Consider the following 21,112-nt stretch of genomic DNA (forward strand, 5'->3'; position numbering starts at 1 on the left):
ATCATTCCTTTTTAAAAAAATTTAGAATAATTGTTAATAATAACAAAATAATGTTGTTTTAAAGACTAACCAAAAGACCGCAAAGTTTCTTTAGTATGTTTGCGGTCTTTTGGTTATTACATTCTTAGGACTATGTTTTATTCAAGATTGGCATGCCTGCCATACATCTTATTGGTATCTAACCCCTTTTTCTCCATGAATCTCAAGATGACGGCATCATAAAAAAGTAAAAGGGTCTGCTCAAATAGTGAGCCCATTGGTTGGATGGTTTTATAATCGCCCTCTGATTGGTCTTTGGGGGATCCAGGCAATTTAATGGTGATATCTGCTAACTGTCCAATAGTGGAATCAGGGAATATCGTGACAGTTGCAATTTTACCACCAATGCTTTTTGCTTTTTCAGCCATGGAGACTAAGCTTTTCGTTTCCCCGGATCCGGATCCGATGATTAAGATATCCTCTTTTTCAAAGTTGGGAGTTACAGTTTCACCGATTACATAAGAATCAATTCCCATATGCATCATCCGCATGGCGAAGGATTTGGCCATGAATCCGGACCTGCCTGCACCGGCGACAAAAACTTTTTTCGATTCAAGTATCCCGTTGACGAGTTTTTCAGCTTCTTCATCTGAGATTAAGTCGGCTGAATGATTAAGCTCTTTTAAGATTTCTGCTAAATATTGAGTCGTCTGCATCTTAGGATTAACCTGCTGTAACCGTTTGTTCTTTAATCATTTGTTGCATTTTGGCAGCAGCAGCTTTTTTATCAGCTTGTCCAGTAATCCCACCGCCTACAATGACAAGGTCTGGATTTACTTTAATGACTTCTGGAAGTGTTTCTAATTTAATGCCGCCTGCGATGGCCGTTTTAGCATTTTTAACCACACTTTTGATGGTTTGTAGATCTTCAAAAGAATTTTTTCCGACTGCTTGAAGATCATAACCCGTGTGGACACAAATATAATCCACGCCCATAGTATCCACTTCTTTAGCACGTCCAGCCAGGTCTTTTACCGCAATCATATCGACAAGGACTTTTTTACCTTGTTTTTTCGCTTCTTCTACAGCACCTTTAATCGACATATCTTCAGCCGTTCCAAGAATAGTGATGATATCAGCACCTGCTTCGGAAGCTTTCATCACTTCATATCCAGCAGCATCCATAATTTTCAGGTCTGCTAATACTTTTAAGTTAGGGAATGCTTCTTTTACTGCCTTTACAGCATGGAGACCTTCGTTGATCACAACCGGTGTTCCGATTTCTACGATATCAATATGCTCCTCTACTTCTTTTACCAATTCGATTGCTTCTGGAATGTTGACTAAATCTAACGCTAATTGTAATTCCATCTATGTTTCACTCCTCATAATTTTTTAAGTTTGTTGCACAGTAGTAATTATGCCCATTACTCACTTTCATTTCTCTTGGTAACCGTAACCAATGCTCTTGTTAACAATGGTACAGTGTTAGTATAATGTGTATATTAAAAGTATGGAAGTACGCACTTTATTTTTACATAGTGTTAAAAAGTATACTATGTGTTATTCTATATGGAAATGGAGGTGAAACAAATGTCACGTATGCAGGACAAAATGTTTAACTGTGAAAAAGAATTAACGCTTTATGTTATTGGCGGTAAATGGAAAATGCTGATTTTGTGGCATTTAGGAAAAGAGGGAACGAAGCGATTTGGTGAGCTGAAGGCTCTTATGCCGGGCATTACCCAACGAATGCTTGTTAACCAATTACGCGAGCTAGAAGAAGACCTCATTGTTGAACGAAAAGTCTATCCTGTTGTTCCTCCAAAAGTAGAATATTCATTGACCGAACAAGGAAAAAGCTTAATGCCAATACTCGATTCCATGTATGAATGGGGTAAAAACTATATGGAGAATGTGATGGATACTCCTGCCAATAAAAGTGCACCTATTAAATAGCAATCGTTCTAAAAAGAGGGGATTAAAAACCACAAGTAGACTTTTAATAAGTCAAGACTTGTGGTCTTTTTATTTGCAATGATCCAGTGCATAAAGGAAATAAAGGAATACAATCTGGAAAAAGGTAAATAATATTCCTGTGTTGTAAAGGATTTTAGCTGAACTGTTTTATAGTAAGGAATCATGAATAATACATATTTTCAGGTGAGATGATGAAAAAATTTGTTGAGTATGTTTTTTTAACTTTGGGGGCGTCAATCGTTGCTATGGGATTAGAAACGATGTTAGCACCAAACGGGCTAGTAGATGGTGGTGTAACAGCGTTATCGATTATGGCCAATGCTTTATGGGGAATCCCAATTTATGTTGTATTTTTGGGCTTAAATATTCCTATCTTAATTTTTACAGCTAAAGAAGTGGGTAAAACCTTTTTCATTAGAACTCTATATGCAAATATCATTACTACCGTTGGTTTAGTACTATTTAAATCGATTCCTCCTATTACTAAATCTGAAGTATTAATTGTTTTATACGGTGGGGTAATCTTAGGAGTTGGGATAGGAATCGTTGTAAAATTTGGCGGTGCAATAGATGGCACTGAAATGCTGGCGATTTGGTTTAACCAACACTATCGATTTCCGATTGCCTCATTTTTATTAGTCGTAAATGCTTTCATATTTACGATTGCGGCGGTTGTCTATACATTGGAACAGGCCATGCTTTCTCTGGCAGTTTTTTATATAGTGACGAAAATGATTAATTATGTTTTAGATGGATTAAATCATGGGAAATCTGTCATGATCATTTCAGAAAAACCTGATGAAGTTGGAGATAGCATTATCAGTCATTTAAATATCAGCATCACATTTTTATATGGAGAAGGCGGTTTTTTAGGGGAAAGAAAGAAGGTTATTTATTGTATTACGAACAGGTTTCTTTTTTCCAAATTAAAAAGTGTCGTTTTAGCAGCAGATCCATCAGCTATTATGGAGGCGTCCTATGTTTGTGAAACATCTGGTATAGATAGGTCGCTTATACTACCGAAAGCAAATCCTTCTAAATAATAAAGCTTAATATTTGCTTATATTAATTAGCCTCATGTTGATACATGTGTATATCGCCCGTTATAAACCAATTCGCAAAGCTTTGATAAATGACTGTGCAAACGACAAGGGCAAAGAGTCAGCAGTAAGCAAAACATTACAAAGAGTCGTGAATCCAAGGATATTCCATTATTTATCATGAGTCGATAAAACTATTATTTAAATAATGACTCCAAGGCAATTTTGAAAGATCTTCGTAAATAACGAAGATCTCAGACTGTAGACAAACTCGATGAAAATCGAGTTTGTCTATTTTTATGGCTTGTACAATTTGGACGTTGATTGGAACGTAGGGCACTCGCTTTCCGCGGGCGGTCGGGGAGCCTCCTCGGCTTTCGCCTGCGGGGTCTCCCCTAGACGCGCTTTTCCCGCAGGAGTCTCGTACCTTCCGTTCCAATCAACTTTGTCTTACCTTTTAGATAGAACACTTTTGCCTGGAGTCATTTTTGTTTTAAAATAGAAGTATTAAAACTTGAGGTGATGAGGATGCTTTCTAAACATGATTCTATTCAGCGAGATCAACTTGAACTGATTACTTTAGATCAACTGGTGCCACCGAACCATTTGGTTCGTAAAATGGAGGCTGCCATTGACTTCACTTTCATTTATGACTTGGTGAAAGATATGTATTCAGAGGTAGGACGCCCAAGTATTGATCCAGTTATTTTAGTTAAACTGACTTTCATTCAATATACCTTCGGTATTCGTTCCATGCGTAAAACGATTGAAGAAGTTGAAACTAATATGGCTTACTGTTGGTTCTTAGGCTATGGTTTCCATGATAAAGTACCTCATTTCTCTACGTTCGGGAAAAATTATGAGCGACGCTTTAAAGATACAGACCTGTTTGAACAGATTTTCTATCGCATTTTAATGACAGCTGCTAATAAAAAGTTAATAAGTGCTGAACACGTTTTCGTGGATTCCACACATGTGAAAGCCAGTGTGAATAAACGGAAATTTGAAAAGAAAATCGTTCGTAAAGAAACACGAGCGTATCAAGGACGTCTTCAAGAAGAAATCAATCAAGATCATGAAAACCATGGAAAAAAGCCTTTTCCACCAGATAAATTTGATAAAGAAGAGACCAAAGAGATTAAAGAAAGTACAACGGATTCTGAGAGTGGCTACTATGTGAAAGATGAACGAACAAAACAGTTTGCCTATTCATTCCACGCGGCCGCAGACCGCAACGGTTTTGTATTGGGAACGATTGTAACACCTGGAAATATACATGACAGTCAGATCTTAGAGCCACTAGTTGAACAAGTGATTGAGAAAGTTGGAAAACCGGAAGCCGTTGCCGCAGATGCAGCTTATAAAACACCAGCGATTACAAGCTACCTATTTAACAAAGAAATCATGCCGGCTTTACCTTATACACGTCCTCGCACCAAAGAAGGATTTTTCCGCAAACAGGACTATGAATACGATGAACATTTTGATTGTTACCTTTGCCCTTCGGGCGAAACTTTAAAGTACTCAACAACAAATAAAGAGGGCTATCGCGAGTACAAATCGCCAAAACAAATTTGTACAACATGCTCATTTTTATCTCGGTGTACAGAAAGCAAAGACTGTCAAAAAGTGGTGACATGGCATATCTGGCAAGCACATGTGGAAGAAGCAGATCATCTGCGTCATCATCAAGATGTAAAACCTATATATGCAAAACGTAAAGAAACGATTGAGCGTGTATTCGCAGATGCAAAAGAAAAGCATGGTATGCGTTGGACTACTTTAAGGGGACTTAAAAAATTGTCGATGCAGGCGATGCTTACTTTCGCTGCCATTAATTTAAAGAAGATGGCCAATTGGACATGGCGAGGTCCAAAAATGGCCTAACATAGTGGGCTCGTAGAGCCCCAATCTCTTAACTTTAGGCGAAAATTCAAAGGGAATTTCAAAAGGGGTTCAGAATTTTTTAATTCCGAACCCCTTTTGTCTACAAACTGAGATCTTCGTAAATAACGAAGATCTTTTTATTTTAAATCTTCTAATTGAAAATCTCACAACCCCATATGGTATATAAAAGTATACTAAGTATATTTTTAAACATTATATAATAAAAAAGTGCGTACTTTTAATTATTTGTTGTAGATATTATACTAACATCAATGCAGCAACCAAATCTTTTTTAAGCGGCAATTGTTAAGATGAAAAGGGACATATACCATTAGGCCTTTTAACAGGGGAATGAAGAATTCTCCTTTGTAAATAAGATCGGATTTAAGATAAATCTAATCTTTCTCAACTGTAACAACATCAAATACAGTTGTTAGCATGGTGCAAGTTGGGTGAAATAATCAAGTGTATAAAGCGGATGCAGGGTAGCGAAAGTCTTCAATCATTTAGATCGTAAAAAATTTGATGTGCCTTATATGGTTACCATAACCAACAATTATCAAGTATTAGAGTAGGTACCGACCTTTTCTATTGCAAAATGTTTTGAAAAATGGAGGAATGAAAAGTGGATTCTATGACCTTTGTTTTGTTTGGAGCAACGGGTGATTTGGCCAAAAGAAAAATTTATCCGGCTCTTTTTAATTTGTTTTTAGATAAAAAGATGCCCCAGTCATTTTCAATTATTGGGTTAGGCAGGAGAGAACTATCGGATGGTACATTTCAAACAAATGTAGAACATTCATTAAGAACATTTTCTAGACGCTTTATCGAAGATAAAGCTAAATTAAAAGAATTTATCGACGCGTTTCGTTACAGCCAATTAGATGTAACGGATGTGGAAGGGTATCAAGAACTGCTTAATTTGGTTCAGAGGCGTGAACGGGAGTTAAACATTCCTGAAAATCGATTATTCTATCTGTCTGTTGCACCCGAGTTTTTCGATGTAATCGCCTCTAATATTAAAGAAAGCGGATTGGGAACGACCAATGGATGGAAACGCCTGATTATTGAAAAGCCGTTTGGGCATGATATGGTTTCCGCCCAAGATTTAAATCAAAGGCTACGCAAATCTTTTAGCGAAGAGGAAATTTACCGGATAGACCATTATCTTGGCAAAACAATGGTTCAAAACCTCGAAGCATTGGCATTTACCAATCCTGTGCTTCAATCCTTATGGAATAATCAGCACATATCCAATATACAAATAACGGCTAGTGAAACGGTTGGAGTAGAAGATAGATCGGGCTACTATGATCAAGCCGGAGCCATCCGGGATATGTTCCAGAATCATATGCTGCAAATTTTGATGATGACAGCCATGCATTTACCAAAAACGACAAGTGCGGCAGATATCCGGAATGAAAAGAGAAAGGTGATGGAATCATTGCGGCCTTTGCAGAAAGAGGATGTCGGTTCTCAAGTTGTCCGTGGCCAATATAGTGCCGGAGAAATGAATCATGAGCCGGTGGTTGGTTACAGGGAGGAACCTGGGGTTGATTCTTCCTCTGTCAATGATACTTTTGTTGCCGCCCGTTTATGGATTGATAATGATTTTTGGGGAGGAGTTCCTTTCTATATCCGTACAGGAAAGAGAATGAAGGAAAAGTCGACACGTATCGTCATAGAGTTTAAAAATCCAGTGAAGGAATTGTATGGATCCGATCAACAAACGGAACCAAATCTATTAATTGTCAATATCAATCCCAATGAAGGGATATCGTTGCAATTGAATAGTAAGAATCCGCTAAAAAACGGGAAAATTGAGCCTATTTCAATTGACTTCTCAACAGGAGCAAAAGACATACCCGAAGCTTATGAACTCTTAATCTTTGATGCATTACGCGGTGACTCGACATTCTTTGCCCACTGGAATGAAGTGGAATTATCTTGGAATTGGGTGCAGCCAGTTTTAGAAGCGTTTGAGGAAAACACAGTCCCCTTACATTTGTATCGTTCAGGTTCGATGGGGCCGGGTGCTTCGGATGAACTTTTAAAAGAGGACGGGTTTTATTGGTGGGAATACCAAGGGTCTAAGTATGAGATGATTTCAAAAGATCAATCAGTAAAAGCATTAAAAATGCTGTAGAAGAAATCAGTAAGTACGGTGCTATAGAAACATCGAGTTTTAAGGAACTTATTAAAATCCTGGACGGCCCCAGAATTATCTGGATCATGGTTCCGCACGCTGTTGTCGATTCAGTTATAAATGAGATCACACCATACTTGAGTAAAGGCGATATCGTAATCGAAGCTGGTAATTCTCATTATAAGGACTCCATTCGCCGCTACGGCCAGCTAAAGCAAGTTGGTGTAAGCTTTATGGATGTTGGTATATCGGGGGGGATGGAAGGAGCGCGTAACGGAGCTTGTTACATGGTCGGTGGGGATGCAGAAGTTTGGAGTATGGTTGAACCCATATTTCGAGACACAGCGGTAGAAAAAGGATATTTATATGCTGGTCCAGCAGGCAGAGGCCATTTCTTAAAAATGGTCCACAACGGAATCGAGTATGGGATGATGGCTGCGATTGGCGAAGGATTTGAAGTACTGGAGAAAAGTGAGTTTGATTTTGACTATGAAAAAGTGGCAAGAGTATGGAATAACGGTTCAGTCATTCGTTCATGGCTCATCGACTTAACAGAACGTGCTTTTTCTAAAGATGCAAACTTAGAACAAATCAAAGGAACCATGCATTCTTCAGGAGAAGGAAAGTGGACAGTGGAAACGGCCTTGGATCTGCAGGCAGCCACTCCAGTGATCGCCATGTCTCTTTTGATGCACTACCGTTCTTTAGATCATGACACCTTTACAGGGAAAGTGGTTGCTGCCCTTCGGAACGAGTTTGGTGGCCATGCAGTTGAAAAAAGCGATTAGGTTAATATGGGATGGATTTTAGTAAACAAGATGATTATATATTAAAACAATCCGCAAGGTGAAAAAGGGAGTGAAATCATGAACGTAATGGATGCAAAAATCATTAGTACCCAATATGGTTTGGAGACGTATTTAGACGTTGTCAAAAGTGTTGATGTAAGAGAACTACATTATCCTACAGAGACAGAACCCTTTTTTGAAATCACAGTAGGGATAGAGTATTTTCTATTAAAAGAAGAAAGATATTATGACAGTAGAAAGAATTATTTTCGCATCCGTATGGATTCCGATTTTGGTTCCGTAACGCTCGTAGAAACAAAAACGGAAAGTTTATTTGCAGTGAAAAATGCAGTCGAGAAAGACTCAACAAAGAAACTTGTTGGAGAATGGCTTATAAAGACCCAGGCTTTCAAACAAGTTATAAATGAACTGATTGTTCAAAAGAAAATGGAAGACGTTCAAACAGAGGGGGATATTCAAGCAGTATTAGGAACCATAAGGTTCTTGGAGAAATTACTCGAAATCGAAGCAGAAGATATAGTAAGGACCATTGTTGAGGGAGAACCTGAATTTGTTCATTAGTAACATTTAAGATGATGGGAAACACTTATGACGTACTCAATTTCAAAAAAATGGATAAGGGAACCTTAAAGTTGCTAATTTCACCACAGAAAAGGAGAATTTACACATATGAATCGATTTACTATTCCGAGAGATGTTTATTTTGGAGAAGGATCCTTAGAAGTTTTAAAAACCCTTGAAGGGAAAAAAGCGACGGTTGTTATTGGCGGTCAATCGATAAAAAAATCCGGTTATCTCGATAAAATCCAAACTTATTTACGAGAGGCAGGCATTGAGACGCAACTAATCGAAGGTGTTGAAAACGATCCATCTATTACAACCGCTCAAAACGGCGGCAAGAAGATGGAAGAATTCCAGCCGGATTGGATCATTGCTGCCGGCGGCGGATCTCCGCTTGATGCGGCTAAGCTGATGTGGATTTTTTATGAAAACCCCGAACTGCAATTTGACCAAATCAAGGCTCCAAATGTACTGCCAACATTGCGTGAAAAAGCTCGCTTTATTGCCATTTCAACTACTAGCGGAACAGGCAGTGATGTATCTCCATTCTCCGTTATTACGGACTATGATAAGGGAGTGAAGTATCCGGTTTTTGGATATGAAATTACGCCTGACATTGCAATCGTTGATCCTGAACTGACGTATTCCATGCCTGCTTCGATTGTAGCCTATACGGGGATGGATGCATTGACACATGGCATTGAGGCATATGTATCCACCCTGCACAACTCTTTTACTGATCCGCTGGCCATGCAGTCGATTAGGCAAGTGGTAGAAAATATTGAAAAATCCGCAGTAGGTGACAAACAGGCAAGGGCAGAAATGCATTATGCCCAGGCCATAGCCGGCATGGCCTTTTCCAATGGATTTTTAGGAATTGTCCACAGCTTAGCCCATAAGAGCGGAGCCATTTTTAAAATTCCGCACGGTACAGCAAATGCACTCTACTTGCCATATGTGATTGATTATAATAGAAAGGTGGAAAGCTCAAGATATGCGGATATTGCAAGGATGCTTGGTTTAACCGGAAATACGGATGACGAATTGATTGACTCGTTAACAGACCTCATCCGTCGTTTAAACAAATCTTTGAATCTGCCATTAACACTAAAGGAATTTGGTGTGGGAGAAGCAGAATTTGAAAAACACCTGAACCAGATGGCAGCAGGAGCTGTTGAGGATCCTTGTACTCCATCCAATCCACGAGAAGTATCGGTGGAGGATATGAAAAAAATCTATATTGCGGCTTACAACGGAGATAAAATCAACTTCTAATGAAGATAATCAGAACATGGTACGGAAATGAATATTTTTATTTCTGTTCTATGATTTTAAGGAGGTTAATGAACATGAGCAAAAAAATCGCTACGCTTATAACAAACCTATTTGAAGATGTGGAGTACACTGAACCAGTACAAGCCTTTAAAGAAGCTGGTCATGAAGTTATCACGATTGACAAACAATCAGGTAACGAAGTAACTGGTAAAAAAGGCACAACCGTAAAAATTGATAAATCCATTGATGAAGTTCATCCTGCCGACTTTGATGCGTTGCTTATCCCTGGTGGATTCTCTCCCGATTTATTGCGTGAAGACGATCGTTTTGGTGAATTTGCAAAAGCATTTATCCAAGATGGAAAACCTGTTTTTGCCATTTGTCATGGACCACAAGTGTTAATCGATACAGACCTTTTAAAAGGTGTCGACATCACTGGCTATAAATCCATTCGCAACGATTTGAAAAATGCTGGTGCAAATTTTAAAGACGAAGAAGTTGTCATCAGCAAAAATATTGTAACAAGTCGAGAACCAAAAGATATTCCAGCATTTAATCGTGAATCACTTAAACTTTTAGCTAAATAATGCTGATGTAAAAACGTAAAAATTTCTAACTTGCGGATTCTTTAATCAGAATCCACAAGTTGGTTAAACAAACGTATGAATAAAGGAGGAATTGCGTTGTCATTAAAAGGAAAAAGAGTGGTTGTTTTAGGAGGTACATCTGGTATTGGTTTAGCCGCTGCCAAGGCGTTTATCGATGAATCCGCTCAAGTTATTATTGCTAGCCGTTCTGCTTCAAAATTATCTGACGCAAAAGTGAAGCTTGGTGGTAACGTAGAGGGCTATGAAATAGACTTTCGCAGCGAGGAAAAGGTTGCTGACTTTTTCAAGAAGGTTGGAAAATTTGATCACCTAGTGGTTACTGCAGGTGAAGGCGCAATGGGTCACTTTAGCGAACTGCCTGTTGCAACAGTAAGAGAGGCTTTTGATAGTAAGTTCTGGGGGCAGTATATTTCGGTTCTTGCTGCTCTTCCATACTTGAATAATGAAAGTTCTATTACATTAACTTCTGGTGTATATGGTGTGCGTCCTCCTCAAGGTGCAACGACTCTAGCTTCCATTAATTCAGCAATCGATGGTTTAGTACGAGGACTTTCAGTAGACCTGGCACCTATCAGAGTAAACGTGGTATCACCTGGTATCGTTGACACTCCTCTTTACGGCGGAATGCCAGAAGATGAAAGACAAATTATGTACCATGGGATTGCTAAGCAATTACCTGTTGGACGTGTTGCTCAACCTAAAGATATAGCTGAAACCTATGTTTACCTAGCGAAAAATGGGTTTACAACTGGCACATCGGTTCTTATCGATGGAGGAGCTCATTTGATCTAATCCATTGATATCAAAGTCGATTGATAAATTGATTTAGAATAGAAGTGGTGAGGTTGACTCAAAGTGTCAGACACTTACATACCATCCTCACTTTCTTTGTTTTTTTGCACAGACGGAAGCAGAAATGGCCATATCATGCAACAAAGAATGGATTTGTTGGTTACGGAAATTCTAAATATATGCGTACTTTATACGTAGAGACGTTAACAGTCTACTTCTATGATAACCAAATACATAAAAGAAAGGGTCGAGCCTAATGGATGAAAAGAAAAGAGCGGAAATTAAAAATGCATTAGCCAAACACGTGGTAACCCTACCTGACGGCACTTCTTTACCTAGTTTAGGACAAGGAACATGGTACATGGGGGAAAATCCCCAAGTGAGAGACAAAGAAATAAAAGCCTTGCAGCTCGGCGTAGAATTGGGCATGACACTTATTGACACTGCTGAAATGTACGGAAATGGCGATTCTGAACGCATAGTTGGCGAAGCCATTAAAGGACGCAGAAATGAAGTCTTTTTAGTCTCAAAAGTGTATCCCCATCATGCAGGTTTAGATATGATTTCAAAAGCATGTGAAAACAGCTTAAAACGACTCGGAACAGACCACTTGGACTTATATCTTCTTCACTGGAGAGGACGTGTTCCTTTAGAGGAAACAATTGAAGGAATGGAAAAACTACGTGAAGAAGGGAAAATTTTAAGATGGGGCGTCTCTAATTTTGACACGGTTGATATGGAAGAGCTATGGAACACTAAGCATGGAAAAAATTGTGTGACGAACCAAGTGCTATACCATTTAGGTTCAAGAGGAATCGACTTCGATCTCTTACCATGGCAGCGTGAACATAACATGCCAATCATGGCCTATAGTCCTCTTGCTCAAGGAGGCTCTTTAAGGAGACAGCTTTTAAACGATCCAGCTATTCATGATATTGCTGACAAATACAATGTCCAACCATTACAAATCGCTCTTGCTTGGACCATCCGTTCGAATAACGTCATCTCTATTCCAAAAGCGGTTCAAGATGAACATGTTTTAGCAAATGCTGAAGCAGCAGCAATTGAGTTTACTGAAGAAGATCTCAGTAGAATAGATCAAGTATTTCCTAAACCTACTAGGAAAATGCCATTGGATATTATTTGAAAATTCACTTTAAAGAGGGAATATTGTTGGAGTTGCTGACAATCTAATAGGAATTTCAAAAAAACTGTGTAGAATTTATTCCATACAGTTTTTTTATCGGGGAAGTTTAATATCCTTTTCGAATTATTCCCGCATAACGTAGTAGTGCTAATTGGACGGCAAAGCCTATTCGATTGTAGTCCCGCGATGACAATGAATCGTCGATAAAAGGTATTTGGCTTTAAATCAAGACGCTTCATTCCTTCTGTCGAAGTAATAAATCCAGATTTCCACTCATCATACACCTGAATGAAATCAGCATTGATCTTGTACTTACGTCGCCCGAATTTCACTCCCTTATTCTTTGCTACTTCAATTCCATCAGCCTGCTGTTGTCTATTTTTTTTACGTTCTTAATCAGCGACGTAAGAAAGTAAACTTAAAAATTGGTGCAAAAGATATAGACGAAGCTTACCAATTTATCAAGAGTAATAACATAGCCATTGTTAAAGAAATAGAGAGTATTGGAAATTTTGCTTATTTTAACTTTCAAGACCCAGATGGTAATGTACTTATGATTTGTAATGGTTAATGTTCTTAGGGAGTAGCCGGATCACTACTCCCTTTACTTAAGTTTTTTTAGCACTTCATTTTAACTTCACAGTTTGTGACAACTCTACAATAAGGCAGGTTGCTGAAGCTGCCTTTTCTTATGGCGGGAGACAGATTTATTTTTCTAACTAGGCTACTGGACGGGAGCAAATCATAATAGTTTTTATGTTAGTTCTAAAAATGACTGCAAACGTAAATTCAGATGCTCTCATTCCCTGTCTTTGAAGAGCCAGTGGAAGTTTGAATCACTTTATCGAAACACCCATGTTTCTCCTGGACTAATAAACCCACAGCATCCATCACGATAGAAAAATTTATCAAGAACCAGGCACTACAAAAAATTTTCATCATATATAGGTGATATCCGTTCGGATTTGATGAGGAGGATACCATGCAACCTATGTTACCTATGGAAAAATATTTTGGGCAGTTTGAACTGGTGCATGCTTTTTATGGGGCTATGCCTACAGGTGTCAGCGTTTCCGAAACCGGTCGTATTTTTGTATGCTTTCCGAAATGGGGAGACGACGTTCAATTTACTGTGGCGGAAATTGTTAAGGGTGAATTGCAGCCTTATCCCAGTGTAGAAACCAATTTAGTTAATACTGGGAATATTACGATGTCTTTCGTCAGTGTCCAAAGTATCGTTGCTGATGGAAGAGGAACACTTTGGGTACTAGATACAGGGGCACCAAATTTTTCTGAACCTATTCAAGGGGGAGCAAAATTAGTTGCTGTTGATTTAAGCACGAATGCAATAAGGAGAGTATATACCTTTACAGAAGATGTTGTCTTGCCAACAACTTATCTGAATGATGTCCGTTTGGATTTTCGGGTTGGAAGAGCAGGCTATGCATATATAACGGATTCTTCTTCCAGAGGGCCAGGGGCTATTATCGTCGTAGATTTAGAAAATGGGAACGCGTTTAGACGGTTAAATGGGGAAATATCAACTTCACCTGATCCCTATTTTTTACCGAAAGTAGAAGGTGAAATTTTGATGAATCGAAACCCGGACGGCTCGACTTTCCCATTTAGATTGGCTTCCGATAGTATAGCGATTTCTCCTGATGGAAAGGTTTTATTTTATGCTCCGCTAACCAGCCGTCAGCTGTTTTCGATCTCAACAGAAGCCCTAAGAGACAGAAGGATACAGGACCTGAATTTATACCAGTATGTGCAGTATTGGGGGGAAAAAGGTGCGTCTGATGGAATGATCACCGGCGCAAAAGGAACCGTTTATGCGGGAGACTATGAAAACAATAGTATCCGGAAGATATTGCCGAATGGCGCAATGGAAACCATCGCACATGACCCGAGAATTTTATGGCCGGATACTTTTTCGATTGGCCCCGATCAATACTTATATGTCATTGTGAATCAATTACATCGGCAGGCGAGATTTCATTATGGAAGAGACCTGCGGGAAAAACCATATAGTTTACTTCGTATGAGAATTGATGAATTCCCTGCTCCTACCTTTTCATAGTAATCGTAAACGAAGGTAGCTATCCCCCATCAGGGAGCTGCCTTTTTTGTCATATATTCCCACAACTGTCCTATAATAAAGAAGTGACTTAACTCAAATTGAAAGCCTGCTTCATCTTAGATTTAAAAGTATAAATAAAGCACCATAGGCACGAAGCTACATAAGTATCAACTTACGGTAAGAGGAAAAATTTTGAACAAAACTAGGAGGTAATCATGGGAAGATTAGTTCACCTCGAAAGTCATGTGGATGACATGGAGCGGGCAAAGAAATTTTATGGTGAGGTATTTGGATGGTCATTTCAAGATTGGAGTGATTTCGCAGGAATGCCTTACTTGGGAGCGTGACTGGCGATGAGAATGAACCTGGGATAAGGGTGCTTTGATGCAGCGTCAAAGTCCTCCGCCGGAAGCTGTCAAAGCTCTTAATGGGTATGCTTGTACAATGGGTGTCGATAATTATTACGAAGCGGAAGCCAAAATTCTTGAGAATGGCGGCAAGGCCGTATTGCCCAAATATGCACTGCCTGGAATGGCGTGGCAAGGACACTTATTGATACCGAAGGGAATATATTCGGAATTCATCAAGCTGATGAGAATGCAAAATAGGATACATTGATCGGGAACCACCCTTTTGTTTCCTGCGCGGGGTGGTTTTCTTTGCTGAGAAATAGAGATTGCCTGGAAACAATCCCTTTCAACACTACTTTTAGAAATTCCACGATAATCACCCCAATTTCCTTAATAGAGACGATAAACTTCTAACCGCCAAATGGAGATGAAACTTTCTTTATTAATAAAAAGTGACAGTGCATTGCGCAAACAGAAGTAGACATGTATATATTCGAGAAAACCTGCCCACCAAGTTTTTATATTCGTTCTCGGGCGCGATTCCTGAATAAGGTTCGCTTTTCTTATAGAACTAACAGGCTGAAAATCGGAGCTGTCATTAAGGCAGCTTTTTCGGTGCAGATTAGTTCAAAAAAAGGGAACTTTTACCTTTTTAGTTCGTATAAAAAAGTATCCGGAAATAAAGTGTCCTTTGGGGATGAAAAGGTGGATTATGGATTATTGGTATAGCTCTTTTACTTGTGTCGTACTTAGTCGCTGTGAAAAAGCAAACCTGGTTGTTAGCAGGATTTAATGAAAAGATGATAAAAAATAAGTCCTTATTAGGCACAGTAACAGGTGGAATTTTTTTCTACCGTTAGGATTGTTAGTAGTCGTCAATAGTTTTATTGACTATCCTTATGAATTAACGGTTCTTATCATTGCTATGTTGATTTTATTAACAATTGTGTACGTATTTATCAATAGAAGGTTACTTGATTAATCCAACCAAAGGTACTATAGCTTTAATGAGCTGTGACGATCAGAATCAGCTCTTTTTTTATGGGTTAAAGAAAACGAAGAATTATTTAATCTTATCTAGTAAAATTATTCTATGTTTTAATTCTGAATTCATATCTAAAACACTTATCACAATTTGATTATCAATGTTATGTATCTGAAATAATCATCATCAGAAAACAACAAATCAGTGTCATTCGTCGTTTTTTCCATTTTAGCAAAACATCTAATGTGGTAAAAAAATCATCCAATCCCTTGGTTGAGCTACCTACCCAGGTAAATAGAAAATCTTTGTATGGTCATTTTAGAATCTACAGGGCATTACCATTCTCCTGTTATTCAATACCTGGAGGAAGAAGGGATTCTATATATTTTACTAAATCCGATTATTCTTATCAGGCAAAGAAGTCCAGCTTAAGGAAGGTAAAAACAGACGCTATCTGTGCGTATGTTGTGCGTGCTGTATTACAAGGAGGATTTAGGACCTCATAAAAATTAGAGGAATTCAGCTATTAGACCTTTCGGAATTTTTCCAGACAACAGGAAATCGTAACGAATATGTATGTGGAGGCTAAACTTCAGTTTCACACCATTTTAGATCAAGTGTTTCCTGAATACCGGAAGGTTTTTGGGGACCTATATTCGAAGGTTTCATTATTGATGTTAAAGGAATATCCTACTTCAGAGGCGGTATTAACCGCCGGAGAAAGTAGACTAACAGAGAGTGTAATAGAGTTCTGTTCTACCCGATCGGGTGAATGGGCATGGGAAAAGGCCTTTAGATATACATGTAACTGGTATTTACATAATAATTTATAACTCAATAATTCAAGAAGTTGTCTATTAATACTATGATAAGAAGCTTTGTAATAGGAAAAACCTTTATTACTAGAGTGAGAAGTATGTTTTTCACGTACTGTCAGTAATAGCGTATTAAAGAAGAGGAAAGTTTTGTTTGACAGATTTAATTGAAATAAGAAAAGTAAGATTTTAAAAGACTGATATATATTAATTGATTATTCTGTTATTAGGGAAAGTTAACTCTACTTCAAATATCTTTATAAGATTCTCCTTACCTTTATTTGTAAACGCTTTCTTTTATTAGGGGGATTTGATTCAGGAAATAGGAGGGATGACAACGTGGACGATAAAAGAAAAACGTAAATCTCTGGCCACTATCTCGTTAGCTAATACCAAAAGTAATAGTATTCCGTTTTAGATTCCGTCCTAGGAGTTGGCCAGAGACAGAATCTTTTTCTATCCAATGAGATGATAAAAAGGAGGTTTCCAAAATGAGTATCGAAAGAGGTACAGACGTTAGGAAAAACATTATGGATTTTTTTGGTAATTTAACTCCCGCTGCTCTTGGAACTGGTTTGGTTGCTGCATTGTTTAGCATTATGGGGCCAGGTTTAATTGTAATGAATTCAGCTAAAGAAGGTAATCTTTCTGTTGAGCAGGCAATTTCTTGGTTGTTTATTATTTATACGGCGGGAGGTATATTTACAATTATCTTGTCACTCCGCTATCGTATACCCATTGTAGTGGCCTATAGCATACCTGGTGCAATATTAATAGGTAATGCCTTAAAGCATATACCCTTTAATGAGGCAATTGGTGCATCTATTGTTGCTGGAATAGTAGTTACAATTCTTGGATTGTCAGGGGTAATCAAGAAGGTAATAGAATTAATTCCTCTTCCGGTTATGCTAGGAATGATTGCTGGTGTCCTTCTATCTTTTGGTATCAAAGCAATACAGGCTGTGGTAGAGGCACCAGCAGTTGCAGGGAGTTCTTTTGCAGTCTTCTTCCTCTTAATGGCGATGAAAAAATTCTCAAGAAAATTCCCGCCTATTCTAGGAGCAATAATAATAGGAGGGATAATCGCAACAGCCCTTGGGCAAACGAACTGGGGATCGATACAACCTTCGTTTGCTCATCCTATATTTGTAGTACCTCATTTTAGTATTCAAGCTACATTAGAACTAACGTTGCCCTTAATTATATTGATAATTGGTGTTCAGAATATGCAGGCCGTCGGGGTGCTATTTGCTACAGGATATAAACCTCCTATCAATGCAATGTTTACTATTCCAGGTATTGGTACAATCGTTAACTCTCTTTTTGGAGGACACCCAACTGTTATAGCTGGACCAAGTACTGCAATGGTTTCTAGCGATGCAGCAGGTGAGGATAAAAATTTGAGATATGTAGCGGCAACTTTTGATGGATTACTTTGGATATGTTTTGGTTTAGTAGCGGGGATGGTTATTGCGGTTTCGACGGTGGTTCCTGGTCAATTGCTTTCTGTGCTCGGTGGTCTTGCTATTTTTAACGTGTTTATAAGTACATTTGCCGGGGCTTTCAACGGGAAATTTAAAAATGGAGCCATGGTAGCCTTTCTTATAGCCATTTCTAATGTAACAGTATTTACTGTTGGTGCCGCTTTCTGGGCTCTATTGGTAGGATTTGTCGTTTCATTATTACTTGATCGAGAGGACTACAGCAAAGCAAAAAGTAAAATGGATTCAAAAAAAGATGGAGCAAAGATTGCATAGTAATATAAATGGTTTGGGATTTATGAAACTCCCCTTTGGACTATATCCCTTATAAGGGAAAAATTAAAAAGGGGTACTCTATAAGAATATGGATCATGGTATTTGAACTGGAGTCTTTTCTTTAATTTCCATTGGTTTCTCTCAAATAATAATCGTATCTAAATGGTCTGCCTTTGTTGTATTTCATTAAGTTCTCACGTGACTTATGATCCATTACATCTTTAAGATGACAAAATAATTACTATTTGAACAATCCTAATATTCTTTTTTGAGACATTGATTCTGTTACCTTTAGTTTTTTTAAAAGAGGAGGATGTAATGGAAGCCAATGGAGAAAGAGAAAGTGTAAAAAATGGAATTACCTAATAGATGACCATATTACAACATATTTGAAGGTATGGAAACATATTGGCATAGTAAAAAACTTTGACGTAAATGGTATTCTCCAAGTTTATATTAAGTTAAAAAAAATTAAAAGCCTGTGCGCAATTTTAGAAGGGGAATATTGAATCTTCGAAATAATAAGAAATATTTTAAGTGAGTTAAACAAGATTTTGAAAATGGAAAGTAAGTTTATAGATTATTATGCTAGTAATGGAAGGTGAAATCACAATTAAAACATTCCATATTTTTCTGCAATGCTTTTTTTCATTTATTATTTATCATTATTTGAAACCGCTTTCTTGAAAACCTTGTTAAAGATAGGATAGGAGGAGTTTATGATGGAAGGTAAAGGGAGTTTGAATTTGCCAGCAGGAATTGAACAGTCCTGGGATGTGTTATTAGATTCAGAGGTGCTTAAGAGATGCATCATGGGGTGCAAAAAATTGGAGTTAGTTGAAGAAAATAAATATGAAGCTGATATATCAATGGGTGTTGCATCAGTGAAAGGTGATTACTCTACAACAATTCAATTAGCGAATATTAATAAACCGATATCTTATCAAATGATCGTTAAAGGTGAGGGGGGGCCTGGAAGCATAGAAGCCGTCGCAGATATTACTCTTGAATCAGTAGATGAAAACAACACTGTTCTCTCTTACAGCTTTGAAGCAGAAGTGGGAGGAAAAGTTGCGATGGTCGGTCAACGAATGCTAGGAGGCGTATCTAAACTGGTTATTAAAGACTTCTTCAAAAAATTTGGGAAAGAATTAAAAAAGGCTGAAGTTACCAATTAAATAAGTAATGAACCATCAAGGGGAGAAAGGAGAGATTTTTTATGAATTTAGGTACATTATTGGATTTTGCGGTGGAACGCTATCCAAATCAAATCGCTCTCGTTCAAGGCCTGAAATCTTATACTTATGCCCAATTACAAAAGGAAGTAGAAAAAGTTGCTGCCTCTCTGCAGCGTTTAGGCATTCAAAAACAGGACCGTGTTGTTGTCATCTTAAAGAACAGACAGGAAAATGTTATGGTTTACTGGGCAATACAACAGATTGGTGCAATCTATACTCCAATAAACCACCGCTTATCCGCCAAAGAGGTCGAGTATTGTGTAAACGATTCTGAAGCGAAGGCTATCATCTTTGAATCAACCAGTCAAAGTGCTGTGTTAGGTGCGAACTTTCTCGAAAGACCAATCTTGATTGGTGTTGAAAATGAAAATGGTGTGGATATTTCTTATCCGGAACTAGTAAACAGAAGCCCAGGAAGCTATCAAAGGCCAATTCTAGATGAGAATGATATATCGATAATGCTATACACATCCGGTACAACAGGACGTCCAAAGGGAGTACCACGAACACATAGGAATGAATATGCCTCGGCTATGGCACATATCGTCCAAAACCAGTACCAGTTGTGGGAAAGTACATTAGGAGTAATGCCACTTTATCATACAATGGGTGTTCGTTCGTTGCTCTCTATGACTTTTTTAAATGGAAAGTTTGCTCTTTTATCAAACTTAGACTTTGATGCTGGTGAGGCGCTTGAAATTGTAGAAAGAGAAGAAATTTCATCCCTTTATTTAGTTCCGACGCTTTTTCATGATATGTTATCATACCCGGATTTTGGCAGGTATAACCTTACCAAGCTTGAAAAAATCGGGTATGCTGGTGCCGCAATGACCACTACATTAGTAAATCAATGTGTGGAGTTACTTAAACCAAAACTTTTTGTAAATCATTACGGCAGTACGGAGGTATATACGTTTACCATCTGCCCTGATGTACATGAAAAGCCAGGCAGTGCAGGTAAACCGGGGATTCATCAAAATATTCGCCTGGTAAAAGCAGATCCAGACGGTCATTCTACTCCTGATGATATTGTTGGGAGAGGAGAAGTCGGCGAAATTATTGCGAATCTGAAGTCCGTTGAAGCCTTTAAAGGGTATTGGAATCGCCCGGAGGCGACGGATAAAACTATTCGAGATGGCTGGTATTTTACAGGAGATATTGGCTTTATTGATAAAGACGGTGACTTATTCGTTGTTGGCCGGGTTGACGATATGATTATCTCTGGGGGAGAAAACATTCATCCATTAGAAGTCGAGGATTGTCTGACTCAACATCCAAAAGTTAGGGAAGCTACCGTAATTGGGGAGCTTGATGAGCGCTGGGGGCAGATTGTTACCGCTTATATTGTTGCTAAAGACGAATCTGTTACAGAGCAAGAACTGGATGAATTTTGCAAGAATCTACCCAGTTTATCAAATTTCAAAAGGCCTCGTAAGTATACGTTTGTAAAAGAGATTCCAAAAAGTCCTGTAGGGAAAATTCTTCGCCGTAAATTGCGCGAGGGTGATATTGATGCACCTCACAATGAAAGTGAAGCTATCAGCCAATAAAAATTTTAAAATAGAAAAGGGGAAATAACAAATGACTATAACAGAACAAACGTATGACCATATTCGGGTAGAGAAAAATGCAGAAAAACAAACGGCAACAATCGTGTTTGATC

17 protein-coding genes and 3 pseudogenes are annotated in these 21,112 nt (G+C 38.3%); 18 read left to right on the forward strand and 2 right to left on the reverse strand.

What is annotated here, in order from left to right; translation table 11 throughout:
• Positions 1-137 precede the first annotated feature (137 nt).
• Together hxlB and hxlA are read right to left on the reverse strand one after the other, a co-directional pair.
• Complete coding sequence (gene hxlB / locus ACZ9AO_RS10115) at positions 138-695, reverse strand: 6-phospho-3-hexuloisomerase (RefSeq protein ID WP_048686231.1); 558 nt, start codon at positions 693-695, stop codon at positions 138-140.
• Between the two features lie 7 nt (positions 696-702).
• Positions 703-1,350 (reverse strand): 3-hexulose-6-phosphate synthase, encoded by a 648-nt coding sequence (gene hxlA / locus ACZ9AO_RS10120; protein ID WP_048883203.1) that lies wholly within the window; start codon positions 1,348-1,350, stop codon positions 703-705.
• 222 nt (positions 1,351-1,572) lie between these two features.
• Here hxlA and ACZ9AO_RS10125 point away from each other — a divergent pair, with 222 nt between their 5' ends.
• The 18 genes and pseudogenes from ACZ9AO_RS10125 (at position 1,573) to ACZ9AO_RS10210 (ending at position 20,999) form a co-directional block, all read left to right on the forward strand.
• On the forward strand, positions 1,573-1,938 hold the full coding sequence (locus tag ACZ9AO_RS10125) for a winged helix-turn-helix transcriptional regulator (RefSeq protein ID WP_251540072.1): 366 nt from the start codon (positions 1,573-1,575) through the stop codon (positions 1,936-1,938).
• A 212-nt stretch (positions 1,939-2,150) separates the two neighbouring features.
• A complete protein-coding gene (locus tag ACZ9AO_RS10130; protein WP_251540221.1) occupies positions 2,151-3,002 on the forward strand; it encodes a YitT family protein in 852 nt (283 codons plus the stop codon).
• A gap of 525 nt (positions 3,003-3,527) precedes the next feature.
• Positions 3,528-4,886 carry an IS1182 family transposase gene (locus ACZ9AO_RS10135; RefSeq protein WP_476108986.1) on the forward strand — a complete coding sequence of 453 codons (1,359 nt, stop codon included), beginning with the start codon at positions 3,528-3,530 and terminating at the stop codon, positions 4,884-4,886.
• Positions 4,887-5,511: 625 nt separating this feature from the next.
• Complete coding sequence (zwf, locus tag ACZ9AO_RS10140) at positions 5,512-7,032, forward strand: glucose-6-phosphate dehydrogenase (protein WP_251540070.1); 1,521 nt, start codon at positions 5,512-5,514, stop codon at positions 7,030-7,032.
• A pseudogene (gene gnd, locus ACZ9AO_RS10145) lies at positions 7,023-7,820 on the forward strand (phosphogluconate dehydrogenase (NAD(+)-dependent, decarboxylating)); the annotation flags it as partial. The gene zwf and the pseudogene gnd, both read left to right, overlap by 10 nt.
• A 78-nt stretch (positions 7,821-7,898) precedes the next feature.
• Positions 7,899-8,402, forward strand: a complete 504-nt coding sequence (locus tag ACZ9AO_RS10150; RefSeq protein WP_251540068.1) for a hypothetical protein — start codon at positions 7,899-7,901, stop codon at positions 8,400-8,402.
• 108 nt (positions 8,403-8,510) lie between these two features.
• Complete coding sequence (locus ACZ9AO_RS10155; protein ID WP_476108987.1) at positions 8,511-9,677, forward strand: iron-containing alcohol dehydrogenase; 1,167 nt, start codon at positions 8,511-8,513, stop codon at positions 9,675-9,677.
• Positions 9,678-9,751: 74 nt separating this feature from the next.
• Complete coding sequence (locus ACZ9AO_RS10160) at positions 9,752-10,264, forward strand: type 1 glutamine amidotransferase domain-containing protein (RefSeq protein WP_476108988.1); 513 nt, start codon at positions 9,752-9,754, stop codon at positions 10,262-10,264.
• Positions 10,265-10,360: 96 nt separating this feature from the next.
• Complete coding sequence (locus tag ACZ9AO_RS10165; RefSeq protein ID WP_251540061.1) at positions 10,361-11,077, forward strand: SDR family oxidoreductase; 717 nt, start codon at positions 10,361-10,363, stop codon at positions 11,075-11,077.
• A gap of 256 nt (positions 11,078-11,333) precedes the next feature.
• Complete coding sequence (locus ACZ9AO_RS10170; RefSeq protein WP_476108989.1) at positions 11,334-12,224, forward strand: aldo/keto reductase; 891 nt, start codon at positions 11,334-11,336, stop codon at positions 12,222-12,224.
• A 343-nt stretch (positions 12,225-12,567) separates the two neighbouring features.
• A complete protein-coding gene (locus tag ACZ9AO_RS10175) occupies positions 12,568-12,795 on the forward strand; it encodes a VOC family protein (protein WP_476108990.1) in 228 nt (75 codons plus the stop codon).
• A gap of 411 nt (positions 12,796-13,206) precedes the next feature.
• Positions 13,207-14,304: an L-dopachrome tautomerase-related protein gene (locus tag ACZ9AO_RS10180; RefSeq protein WP_476108991.1), complete on the forward strand. Its 1,098-nt coding sequence runs from the start codon at positions 13,207-13,209 to the stop codon at positions 14,302-14,304.
• Between the two features lie 215 nt (positions 14,305-14,519).
• Positions 14,520-14,912 (forward strand): annotated as a pseudogene (locus ACZ9AO_RS10185) (VOC family protein).
• A 500-nt stretch (positions 14,913-15,412) separates the two neighbouring features.
• Positions 15,413-15,514, forward strand: a complete 102-nt coding sequence (locus ACZ9AO_RS10190) for a hypothetical protein (protein WP_476108992.1) — start codon at positions 15,413-15,415, stop codon at positions 15,512-15,514.
• A 437-nt stretch (positions 15,515-15,951) separates the two neighbouring features.
• Positions 15,952-16,430: pseudogene (locus ACZ9AO_RS10195) on the forward strand (IS110 family transposase); the annotation flags it as partial.
• Between the two features lie 515 nt (positions 16,431-16,945).
• Entirely contained in the window at positions 16,946-18,211 is a 1,266-nt protein-coding gene (locus ACZ9AO_RS10200) for a benzoate/H(+) symporter BenE family transporter (RefSeq protein ID WP_101225188.1), read from the forward strand.
• Between the two features lie 719 nt (positions 18,212-18,930).
• Entirely contained in the window at positions 18,931-19,389 is a 459-nt protein-coding gene (locus ACZ9AO_RS10205; RefSeq protein WP_476108993.1) for an SRPBCC family protein, read from the forward strand.
• 41 nt (positions 19,390-19,430) lie between these two features.
• Positions 19,431-20,999 (forward strand): AMP-binding protein, encoded by a 1,569-nt coding sequence (locus ACZ9AO_RS10210; RefSeq protein ID WP_476108994.1) that lies wholly within the window; start codon positions 19,431-19,433, stop codon positions 20,997-20,999.
• Positions 21,000-21,112 lie beyond the last annotated feature (113 nt).

This window comes from Peribacillus sp. TE19612 (assembly GCF_056279465.1).